An 11,640-nucleotide genomic window follows, 5' to 3' on the forward strand; every position below is an offset into this window, starting at 1 on the left:
ATGTCTCAGCTTATTACACCAAAATCTAACACGGGATTTTCTACAATCCGTCCTTTAACCCAGGCTGAGATTTCTCAGTACTACGACGACGGATATGTTATTGCCCGGAATTTCTTCGATGCTGAAGAAGTAAAGCTAGTTCAATCAGTTTGCAAGGAAGATCCGAATTTAGGAAATGCCCTTAAAACTGTGATTGATCATCAGGGAAAATCTTGGAATGCCTCGGTTTGGAGTGGCCTAAATGACAGTCTTGTCAGTGTTATGACTCGAACTGCTCGGATGGTTGAGGCAGCTGAGACACTTGTAGAGGATACTTGTTATCACTGGCATTCAAAGATTGTACAAAAGCCTCCCCACGACGACAGTTGTGTCGATTGGCATCAGGGCTATTTTTATTGGTATAACGATGGCTGCCTTTTCCCTGACAAATTTTTGACATGTACTCTCGCAATTACTGAGAATACTAAGGCCCATGGCTGTCTGCAAGTTATAAAAAAGTCTCATTTATTGGGACGAATTAACCATGTTGAGGTCGGAAACACTGTTCGGTGTGATCCACAGCGGATGGAAAAGGTTTTAGAACGCTTAGAACTCGTCGATTGTGAAATGGATCCTGGTGATGCAGTATTCTTTCATTCCAACACAATACATGGTTCTCAACAGAATAAAACAGATGAGACTCGGATTCTGATGCATTGTCATTACAATGCGATTTCCAATCAGCCATCTGAGGAATATAGAGAAGCTCATCCCTGTATCCCCCTGGAAAAATTACCTGATTCTGCGATTAAGGACAAACTTTATACATCAGGATTTGAATCGGATATCAAGGACTGGGATTGGTACAATGACGACCCAACTAAGTTTCAAAATCCTTAGACTATTGGAGCCTTATCGGTATTTATAAGGAGATAGGCTAGTTATGTCAAGCTACACAGGAATTCAATCAAAACAAGAGAAAACTTAGCGATCTCTCTGAAGCAACTAAGTAGGTCGGTCTAATCTTTTATAAGATGAAAGATCAGGAGTTTAACCTCCTTGAACATGCCCCCAAACCCTCAATACTGGGGGCTTTGAGTCTAATCTCCCCCAGCATATAGCCCAAGGGGCATTCAAGAAAGTGGGATGGAAGGGGGCCTCGGCATCTGAAGCCTAATTTGGATAACCTACTTAGTTGCATGAGATTGATCCAATATGGTTACAACGTCTCTAAAAATTGGAATTTTACCCTAAAAAAATCATGACTGATAGTGATTACCAAAAGTATTGTGATGAATCCATGAAGAGTGCACGGTTGACGACTCTTTTCAACCTCTTTGAGGAGGTAGCGAGAGGAAAGATTCAGGCTCCTCAGCAACCCATAGAAGCAAATTTAGAGTTTTTATCCCAAGACCCAGATCTTGTTGTGTATCATGACTTGTTACAGAAAAATATGGGACATTTTTATAAGCACTATTGTGCAAGTGTTCCATTTATAACTGAAGAATTGTGCCGTTTGGGAATAGCTTTATGTAGATTCGCTCAACATCTTTCAGAAAATAATAATAGTTGTTTTACGTACTACGAAACATCCGGTGCTGATGGTGCACAGGGAAACACAATTGCAGAATATTCCCATGGCTTAATTAAAACTCTTACGGATTCTCCTACTATGGGGAATAAGGAAAACTTCTATAGCCTATGTAATCACAATCATTCCAAATTTTATCATGGTGGTTTTTTTGAAATGACACCAGAACTTATTGCCTCTAAACCTGAGTTAGATATCTATACAGATGGTTTTGATTTTATTTATACAAGTGCTACTTTTCAATTTTACGGTTCAGACAGAGTAAAACAACTCAAGTACCTAAAAAGATTGCTCAAGGAGGATGGATTAATGATTGTTATGGAAAAGCTCAGGCAACCAACCACTCAAGAATATGAAAGGCTTGAGAGAATAAAGGATGAAAAGTTTAAGTCCCGTTATTTTTCAGAAGAAGAGAATAAATGGAAAGATGCAACTTTTGTCAAAAAAGGTATAGAAGTACATCAGGTTGATTTTAACACTATCGTTAATGCTCTCAAAAAACACTTCAAGTATGGGTATTTGACATGGAATAGTACAAATTTCTATGAATTTGTGGTTGCCAATAATGAATCAATGATTCAAAAGTTTATTTCACTGCTTCCACCTGCCTATATGCCTGCTGAATTTTGCGCTGAAACAAATTTTATTAGAAAGCTTTTTTAGTCTGTTTATTTTGTCTAGTGGTATTGTCAGGTTAACTAGAAACAAGTACAAGAATTCTATTTTATTTGATTGGGTCGTTGATCATATGGGCGTACTTCCACTGGCGCGTCATAGAAGAGGAAATTATGAAAGTAGAAGATCGAATTAACTGGGTTTATAATTCTGAAAATGAGCAAGAATTAGCTGAACGTTATAATACTTGGGCCAATGATTACGACAAAGATTTAGAGGATAGAGGCGGTTATATTGGTCCACAACGAGTTGTGGAAACACTGGCTCAATATTTACCAAAAGATGCAAAAATTCTAGATGCTGGTGTCGGCACAGGCTTAGTTGGCAAGGTGCTATCCGAGCAGGGCTACTCTAATTTGGAGGGCATTGATATCTCTGTAGGAATGTTAGAGAAAGCGGCAGAAAAAAATGTTTATGCTGCTCTCCATCAAAAAGTTATGGGTGAACCCCTTGGATTTCCTACAGATTCCTTTGGCGGTATCGTCAGTGTAGGTGTTCTAACCTATGGTCATGCCCCCAGCGACTCATTTGACGAATTAATTCGAATCACTAAGCCTGGAGGATATATCATTTTCCCCTTAGTGACTGATTTTTACGAAGAAAGTGATTTTAAGACTAAAATGACATCTTTGGAAAAAACAGATCACTGGCAGTTAGTTTCTCGTGGGGAAGCGTTCCAACCCTTACCTAAGCTTGAACCAGATATCTGCTATCAAATTTGGGTCTACAAAGTTTGCTAGCAGGATACAATCCAGACTTTGTTTAACCGACGAAGACATCGCCTGTGTTCAAACAAAGAGATTTGCTAAACTTACAGTCCTTTTTAAAAAGGACATGATCCATCGCATTATTAGAGTCTGAAGAGATACACATTGAATTTTGAGCAGTGATTCAGAGGAGCTAAACATAAATGTATTCCTTGTCTAGAGAGCAAATTCAGCAGTACCACGACGATGGTTTTTTAGTGATTCCTGGTTTATTTGATCCAGATGAACTTACCCCTTTAGAACAGGCCTGTCAGGCAGATCCGAGCATCAAGAATGCCCAAACCAGCGTTACCTGGGATGATGGCAGAGTCTTTAAATTGATCTACTGGACTGATCTAGGGTCTTCTATGTTGGGTGTGTTGCCCCGCATAAATCGATTGGTGAATGCGGTAGAGAGCTTGCTGGGAGAAGAATGTTATCACTGGCACTCAAAAATTGTGAGAAAACTCCCCGGTGAAGGCAGCAATCCCATGCATCAAGATTATAGCACCTGGTACAATGATGGTTGTTTATACCCTAATATGTTGTCCTGTGCGATCGCAATTAGCAAAAGCACCCAAGAAAGCGGTTGCCTAAAAGTTGCCAAGGGTTCCCATCGATTAGCCCGGCTTGACAATCAGTCCCAGGGTAACTCAGTCGTCTCCCAACAACACCTTGTGGAGCACGCTCTGCAAAATCATGAAATTATTTATTGTGAACAAGAACCTGGCGATGTGGTTTTCTTCCATGGTAAGACTATCCATGGGGGTGATGAAAACAGCAGTAACTATGCCCGCAACTTATTTTATTCCTCCTATAACACCATCTCAAATGAACCTTGGCGACTAGAAGGGCAAGAACATCATCGCTATAAGCCTTTAATCAAAGTATCTGACACTGCTTTGAAAGAGCGGAACTATACGTCTGTCCTCTTTGAAGAAGATGAACTACCCCCAGTAGAGTCTGAGGCCAGCCGTTCTAATTTTGCTATTCGAACAAAGTGAGAACAATGGTCAGTCTATTGTAGCGTTCAACTTAACGTGGGAAATCTAGACTGGGTCAGAAGTCAGGAGTCAGAAAGGGACTTGATTCTAGCCCCTGGCTTTTACCCTTGGGGAAATTTCCCACGTTAAGTTTGTGGCCTAAGAGATAAACTTACGATTAAGAACTGCCAGCTTGCTTCCTAAGTCATCTGCATCTGAATAACAACCCTGCAGATAACGTTCACCTTTATTAGGCTTAAATTCTTCACGGCCATGCAAGATACGTTGATTTTTGAAGAGAAGTAAGTTACCAGCATCTAGTTTGGTGACGATTCTGTTGGCGTCATCCTCAGTCATACGTCCAAATTGCTGATATGCCGCATAGAAATCCTTCATTTTTTGAGGTTCAATGTAAAACGGCTGAATAACTATAGGGTTCATACGAACACCGGTTATACAATTTTCGCGATTCGTCTCGATGATTGTACCTTCGTATTCGAGTACGGACTTATCATCACCGTAGCGGAAGGTCACAGGTGTTGTTGCTAACAATTGGAATGCAGTAGGGTCAATGCGCCGCAATTCTTCAGCTAAGAAAATACCATCAACCAATGTACTCTCGCCACCGTCTACACTGTTGACTAAGGAATGTATCAATTGCACGGTTGGCATGGAATGACGATAAGGTCCATCCACGTGGGCAGGGACCCTCAGATTGGTATATGACAAGTGTTTTGGATTAGGTTCCATTCTAAGATCGTACAACCTGCCATACTGGCTTTCGCGAACATAGCCAAACAACTCAACAACTTTGAGCACCATACCTTTCTTTTGCTCCACATCTTGCAAGATGGCGAAACCCAAGTCATTTACGTCTTGGAGCATATCGCGCAATTTCTTTTCGTCAGATACAAGCTGGGGATAGCTATAAATGGGTAGGTTATGGATAATATCAACCGCTCTCCATAGTTTCAGCGGTGACTGAGGTTTATTTTTTTCCTCAGGTTTATATGCATTTGCCCATAGCCATGCCGGATCAAACTGATATATATTCTCATCGTCTGCCCACTCAATGTCCAGTGTTTCATTTAGCGTCACCCTGATGGGTGTGACATCCAGGGGAATGTCGAAGCTTATCGCCATTCCCTTGCCAATCGAAAAATTATTTTTGGGAGCGTTATCGCGCAACCAAATATAGTTGAACGTACTTTGATTACCGTCCTGCCAGGTGATTTTTAAAGCATCAGAAGATTGAACAATATGTGTGATTACGGCTCTATTCATTGGTTGTTCTTTCTATCCAGGGTTAATTCCGAATTTTTGGCATACCGAAGTTCAGACTAAGTTGTTAACCAAATTGAACGAGGCAACCAGGTCAAAGTTCACCCTACTATGTATACAAACAAAGGTGACCCTTAATTGAAAAGCGTAACAGAATTCTTCAACTTAGAAATCCCTAAAATCGTTAGTGTATTTGTGACGTGTTAACTTTGGTCAGAAGGACAAAGGTAACGAAATGTAACAAGTATCTTTTGAGATGAAGATTTTACCAGGATTTTACATTGTTCTGCTCTAATAAGCTTCACCTGAGGGAAATCAGCCCAGTTTCCTGATTGAGTTTGATTAAGGGTTGTTATGGTTGAGAACCTGTACTTGCTTGATGATATTTAGGTGATTTATAAGTTAGCTTATGAGTGTATACAGTACGTTTACGTCAGAATCAGTCTCTGCAGGTCATCCCGACAAAATGGCCGATCAGATCTCGGATGCTATTCTTGACGCCATGCTCAAGGGCGATCCCCACTCGCGGGTAGCCGTAGAAACCCTGGTCAAAACAGGCATGGCCATTGTCGCTGGAGAAGTTCGCACCAATACTTATGTCGATCTAGAAGATATTGTGCGAGATGTCATTTTAGGCATCGGCTATGACAGTTCCGATGTGGGATTTGATGGGGCTTCCTGTGCCATTGTCAATGCCATCGGCAAACAGTCCAGTGACATTGCTATGGGGGTGGATGAGGCTGAAAACAAAGATCTGGGTGCGGGTGACCAGGGTCTGATGTTTGGCTATGCCACCAATGAAACCGATGTGTTGATGCCTGCTCCGATTTACTATTCCCACCGACTGGTGGAGCGTCAAGCAGAACTGCGTAAAACAGGAAAGCTGTCGTGGTTACGCCCAGACGCAAAAAGCCAGGTCACGCTCAGATATGAGCAGGGCAAACCCGTTGCTATTGATGCCATTGTATTATCCACTCAACATGACCCAGATGTGACCTTAGGGGATATCCGTGAGGCGGTGATGGAAGAGATGATCAAGCCTATTCTTCCCCGCGAGTGGCTCCATGTGGGGACTCAATATCATATTAATCCTACTGGCCAGTTTATTATTGGTGGTCCTGTGGGAGACTGTGGATTAACAGGGCGCAAAATTATTGTCGATACCTATGGCGGTATGGCCCGTCATGGGGGTGGAGCCTTTTCTGGTAAAGATCCCTCTAAGGTTGATCGCTCTGCGGCCTATGCCGGACGCTATGTCGCTAAAAATGTTGTAGCCGCTGGGTTAGCGGATATGTGTGAGATTCAAGTCTCCTATGCCATTGGTGTGGCCGCACCCACCTCAATCTCTGTGAATACCTTTGGCACTGGCAAACTTGAGGATGACAAAATCGTCACATTGGTGAGAGAACATTTTGACCTGCGTCCCCAGGGCTTGATCGACATGCTCGATCTACGTCGTCCCATCTACCAGCCAACAGCAGCCTACGGACACTTTGGCCGTGAGCTGCCTGATTTTACTTGGGAAAAAACTGACAAAGCTGAACAGCTGAAGGCAGCTCTGTAATTGGCCTGCAAACCTCTTTTCTGTAAACATCTTCTAAACCATTATGAGCACTTCGGTACTGACCAAAGACTATAAGGTCGCGGATATTAGCCTGGCCAGTTGGGGCCGCAAAGAAATTGCGATCGCAGAAGGCGAAATGCCTGCACTAATGGCCATTCGCAAAAAATACAGCGACAGCAAGCCCTTGACCGGGGCCAAGATCATCGGCTGCATCCACATGACCATCCAAACCGCTGTGCTAATCGAAACCCTGATCGAGCTGGGCGCAGAGGTCCGCTGGTCTTCCTGTAATATCTTCTCCACCCAAGACCATGCCGCAGCTGCGATCGCTGAAGCCAGTGTGCCCGTCTTTGCCTGGAAAGGAGAAACTGAAGACGAGTACATGTGGTGCATTGAGCAAACCTGTCGTGCAGCTGATGGTGCCCTGTGGGACGCCAATATGATTTTGGATGACGGTGGTGACCTGACTGGTTACATCCATGAAACCTATCCTGAGATGCTGACTCGCATCCATGGCGTCACTGAAGAAACTACCACTGGGGTTCATCGACTTTACGAGATGCTCGAACAAGGTGAACTTAAGATTCCCGCCATTAATGTTAATGATTCGGTCACCAAGGCGAAAAATGACAACAAGTATGGCTGTCGTCATAGCTTGAATGATGCGATTAAGCGGGGCACCGATCACCTGATGGCTGGCAAAAAGGCCCTGGTGATTGGCTATGGTGATGTGGGTAAAGGCTCTGTTGCTTCCCTGCGTCAGGAAGGCATGATTGTTAAAGTGGCTGAAGTTGATCCCATCTGTGCCATGCAGGCTTGCATGGATGGCTATGAGGTAGTGTCTCCCTATGTTGATGGCGTCAACAATGGTGTCGCTAGCCTCAATAAGACACTTTTGGCCAACATTGATTTGTTGGTCACGGCTACGGGTAACGTCAATGTCTGTGATGCCCATATGCTGACAGCATTGAAACCGGGTGCTGTGGTTTGCAACATTGGTCATTTTGATAACGAGATTGATACGGCCTACATGCGTCAGACCTGGCGCTGGGAAGAAGTCAAGCCTCAGGTCCATCAGATTTACCGCAGCGACGATCCTCAAGATTTTCTGATTTTGTTGGCTGAAGGACGTTTGGTCAATTTAGGTAACGCTACCGGTCATCCGTCTCGGATTATGGATGGTTCCTTTGCGAATCAAGTGCTGGCTCAAATGTTTCTATTTGAGCGCAAATTTGCCGACAAGGCTGACGCGGACAAGGCAGTAGCAATTACCGTTGAAGTGTTGCCCAAGCATTTGGACGAAGAAGTGGCTCGCTATATGGTAGAAGGGTTTGGCGGTGTGATGACCCAGCTAACATCTACCCAGGCTGACTACATTAATGTGCCAGTATCTGGTCCCTTTAAGACAGATAGCTACAAGTACTAAACGTAAGGCACGTATAGTTTTCACGCTTCAAGTCTCCAGGATGATTTTATGGAAGAATACCTTTCGTAAAGTCGTCCTGTTTCTATATCTCCTAGCATTTTAAAGTCTAAATAGTTCTATAGAAATTCCCTATACCAATGACTACATTACCCATTAGTTTTGAATTCTTCCCACCAAAGACGGCGGAGGGGGTTGATAAACTGATGGAGCAGCACGCTATTTTAGCGGCCTGTCAGCCTGAGTTTTTTTCAATTACCTATGGGGCCGGGGGGACAACTCGCGATCTCACCCAAAAGCTGGTCTTGGACATCAACGCCAAAGGGATTCCCGCCGTTCCCCACCTATCCTGCATTGGCGATACCCATGAGTCCTTACAAGCACTATTAACGACCTATAAAAACGCAGGCATTGACAAGATTGTCACCTTGAGAGGTGATCTGCCCAAAGACATCGATGATGTTGCCAATGAATTTCACTATGCCAATGAACTTGTCACCTTTATTCGCCAACATCATGGTGACACGTTCACACTCGTCGTTGCCGCATATCCGGAGGTGCATCCTGAAGCTAAAAATGCCCAGCAGGACTTGATTAACTTCAAACGCAAAGTTGAGGCTGGAGCCTCGGCTGCCATCACCCAATATTTCTATAATGCAGACGCCTACGAAGACTTTGTTAATCGCTGTCGCCAACAGGGCATCACGATTCCCATTTATCCAGGGATTATGCCCATCACCAATCACGAACGATTAGCTCGGTTTAGTCGCATGTGTGGAGCCGAGATTCCTCGATGGATTGAGAAAAGACTACTGGATTATCAAAACGAGCCTGCCAGCCTACAAGCTTTTGGGTTGGAGGTTGTTACCAAGCTATGCCAAAAGTTAATCACTCTAGAAGCTCCTGGATTTCATTTCTATAGCTTAAATCAGGCCACACCTACCTTGAATATTTTGCAAAACCTGAGATTTTGAGATGAATATCTTTGGCTTTATAAACTGGCCCATTTCGTAGGACTGTGCCTTTCGCTATAGTATGTCCTGACCAAAAAATGTCACTCGCTGAGTGTAACGATATGCAAAGAATACGAATTGAGATGCAAATTTTACCGGGGTTTTACTTTTCTCTGGTTTAATAGCCAGTGCTAAGACAAGTTTAATTGTCAATAGCTACTAGCACTAGTCGGCCTTTAGCTGTCTTCTAGGTAGTGTTTTCTGCGTCTTGCTAAATGGAGTAAGGGATATGCGGGAAAATAATGTACCCGTTGAGAGGCTTGGCGACAATTGGTTCCCCTTACGAAGGGGAACCGTCAGGGAGGGGTTTTCGATACTAGCGCTATTGGTCGAAACCTCTCCGCCTACGGCACCTCCCCTAAGCCCGAAGGGCAGGCTTCGCCAACGTAAGGGGAGGAAATCCTACAACACAATTTCAAACGGGTATTCTATTTATTGGCAGATCCCTAACAATGAATCAGGTAACTATTTTGGGAGCTGGTCAAATTGGCTCTGTGATTGCCAAGCTTTTGCATCATAGTGGTGATTATGCTGTTCAGGTGGGTGACATGGATGTTCAAGTCCTAGATCGCTTATCTGTTTCAGTACCAGTTAATACATTTGTGATCTTCTAGCGTTGATCCCATCCAAATATGAAAGTTTTGCATATACCAGGCTGGTAGAATTTGGAACCTGTAGGTGCAATCAAGAAAAGCCTATCCACACCGTCTAATGCAGAGTCAAACGTACCTGGGTCGGTGTAGTCACAGTGTAAAATTTTGTAGCCGTTTATATGTTTTAAAATCGTTCCCATGCAGCCATCACTTTTTTAAAGGACTAAAAAATAGTTTGACAGCAGATTTTACCTGGATTTTACTTTTCACTGCTTTAATATTGGTGATTTATCTAAAATAATGCCGGTATTTCTATAGTTTAAGTGAGCAAGCACTTAGTCTTCTTAGGGATAATCTATGATACTAGGCATTGATGGCATCCCAAAGCTTAAAATCAACAATAGTACTGCCATTTAAGTTGATAATGCCACTTATGCTCCTGAAATCACCACTTTTTAATTTTCTTGCTCAGGCTTAAACCACAAGCTGTTAGAAGCGATGACTTAGAATATAAATAAAAGTAAGCAATTCCTTTAAGCTTAGAGATTTTACCAGGATTTTACTTTTGTTTGCTTAAATGATCTTCGTCTGGAATTAAACCATCCAGTACTTCAATCAAATCTGACTGATAAGGATTTGTGACTTATTGACTAACAATTTAAGTTGTGCTTTTGTCTTTGCAAGTGGCTACAACAGCTACAGAAAGGTTGAAATAGAGTGCCCTTAGGTTGACTTAGTTTTCTATCCCAAAAACTGTTAAAACGATGCGTAAGTTTGTTGTCCTCTTTAAATTTCAAGTCCTTGCTGCGACAAGCCTTATTTCTCTGTCTGCTGCCCTCAGCCTGCCTGCTCTAGCCCAGGGAGATGCAGTAGAGGCAGAGGCTGCTCCCGTTGAGGTGGTAACTCCCGCTGCTGAAGACGACGCTGCAGCAGATGCAGAGCCTCTTGAAGCAATTACCGCTGACAATCCAGAGATTCCCACTGACCAGCTTGAAATTCTGCTGAAGCCTTTACCTCAGGAGCAAGTGCAGGCAGAAGCAGAAGCCTGGTACGGACTCCTGCAGGAAAAGGCACAAGAAATTAGTGATTTAGAATTTGATATTAAAATTCGCGAGGAAGACATTGGTGGTGCCGTCGATTCTGCAAAAGAGCAGAACGTTGTTGCTGTAACAGGATTGAAAACCGAGCAAACCACGCTTGTCAGTCGTCTGAATACTGTTTTGACTGACTTAGAGTCAAAAGGGGGTGATCCAACACTTTACCGCCAATATTCAGATACCGTTAGTGGCCTTGAATTTAACATCACCGACACCGAAGGTTTAGGCCTACGATTTACCACCTGGCTACAGTCAGAGGAGGGCGGTATCCGATGGGGGCTCAATCTTCTAAAAGTTGGTGGTATTTTAATCGCGGCCACTTTTATTGCTCCTCGAGCAGGTAAGGTCACTGACTTAGCACTTGCACGCATTGAGAATATATCGAACCTATTTCGTGGCTTTATAGTCATGATAGTTAAACGTTCAGTATTAGTAGTTGGTGGCCTGCTGGCCCTGGCATCCATTGGGGTGAATCTAGGCCCAATTTTAGCCGTTGTCGGTGGTGCAAGTTTTGTTTTAGCCTTTGCGTTGCAAAGCAACCTGGGTAACTTTGCCAGTGGTTTGATGTTGCTGGTGAACAAACCCTTTGATGTTGGTGATGAAGTCAAAGTGGCCGGTTACTGGGCCTATGTTGATTCTATTTCTTTAGCCAGTACTAAACTGAAAGATTTTAGTGGCAATATCGTTACTCTGCC

The 11,640-nt window shown here is 43.4% G+C and carries 10 protein-coding genes; 9 read left to right on the forward strand and 1 reads right to left on the reverse strand.

The window, feature by feature from the left end:
- The 4 genes from IXB50_RS20045 to IXB50_RS20060 all read left to right on the forward strand — a co-directional run bounded on the left by IXB50_RS20045 (nt 1) and on the right by IXB50_RS20060 (nt 3,995).
- Nucleotides 1–879, forward strand: a complete 879-nt coding sequence (locus tag IXB50_RS20045; RefSeq protein ID WP_215610774.1) for a phytanoyl-CoA dioxygenase family protein — start codon at nt 1–3, stop codon at nt 877–879.
- 361 nt (nt 880–1,240) lie between these two features.
- Nucleotides 1,241–2,233, forward strand: coding sequence for a hypothetical protein (locus tag IXB50_RS20050; RefSeq protein ID WP_215610775.1), 993 nt, complete (start codon nt 1,241–1,243; stop codon nt 2,231–2,233).
- 125 nt (nt 2,234–2,358) lie between these two features.
- On the forward strand, nt 2,359–2,985 hold the full coding sequence (locus tag IXB50_RS20055; protein WP_215610776.1) for a class I SAM-dependent DNA methyltransferase: 627 nt from the start codon (nt 2,359–2,361) through the stop codon (nt 2,983–2,985).
- Nucleotides 2,986–3,155: 170 nt separating this feature from the next.
- Nucleotides 3,156–3,995, forward strand: coding sequence for a phytanoyl-CoA dioxygenase family protein (locus tag IXB50_RS20060; protein ID WP_215610777.1), 840 nt, complete (start codon nt 3,156–3,158; stop codon nt 3,993–3,995).
- 138 nt (nt 3,996–4,133) lie between these two features.
- Here IXB50_RS20060 and IXB50_RS20065 read toward each other — a convergent pair whose 3' ends face one another.
- On the reverse strand, nt 4,134–5,258 hold the full coding sequence (locus tag IXB50_RS20065; protein WP_215610778.1) for a TauD/TfdA family dioxygenase: 1,125 nt from the start codon (nt 5,256–5,258) through the stop codon (nt 4,134–4,136).
- A 406-nt stretch (nt 5,259–5,664) separates the two neighbouring features.
- On the opposite strand from IXB50_RS20065, the gene metK reads away from it, so the two are divergent.
- From metK to IXB50_RS20090, 5 genes are all read left to right on the forward strand, one after another.
- Nucleotides 5,665–6,819, forward strand: a complete 1,155-nt coding sequence (gene metK / locus IXB50_RS20070; protein ID WP_215610779.1) for a methionine adenosyltransferase — start codon at nt 5,665–5,667, stop codon at nt 6,817–6,819.
- Nucleotides 6,820–6,862: 43 nt separating this feature from the next.
- Nucleotides 6,863–8,245 carry an adenosylhomocysteinase gene (ahcY, locus tag IXB50_RS20075; protein WP_215610780.1) on the forward strand — a complete coding sequence of 461 codons (1,383 nt, stop codon included), beginning with the start codon at nt 6,863–6,865 and terminating at the stop codon, nt 8,243–8,245.
- A 137-nt stretch (nt 8,246–8,382) separates the two neighbouring features.
- Nucleotides 8,383–9,216, forward strand: a complete 834-nt coding sequence (gene metF / locus IXB50_RS20080; RefSeq protein ID WP_215610781.1) for a methylenetetrahydrofolate reductase [NAD(P)H] — start codon at nt 8,383–8,385, stop codon at nt 9,214–9,216.
- Between the two features lie 491 nt (nt 9,217–9,707).
- A complete protein-coding gene (locus tag IXB50_RS20085; RefSeq protein WP_215610782.1) occupies nt 9,708–9,869 on the forward strand; it encodes a hypothetical protein in 162 nt (53 codons plus the stop codon).
- A 743-nt stretch (nt 9,870–10,612) separates the two neighbouring features.
- Nucleotides 10,613–11,640: mechanosensitive ion channel family protein (locus IXB50_RS20090; protein WP_215610783.1), on the forward strand; the 1,028-nt coding region annotated here is incomplete at its 3' end.

Source organism: Leptothoe spongobia TAU-MAC 1115 (genome assembly GCF_018739885.1).
Classification (GTDB): Bacteria; Cyanobacteriota; Cyanobacteriia; order Phormidesmidales; family Phormidesmidaceae; genus Leptothoe; species Leptothoe spongobia.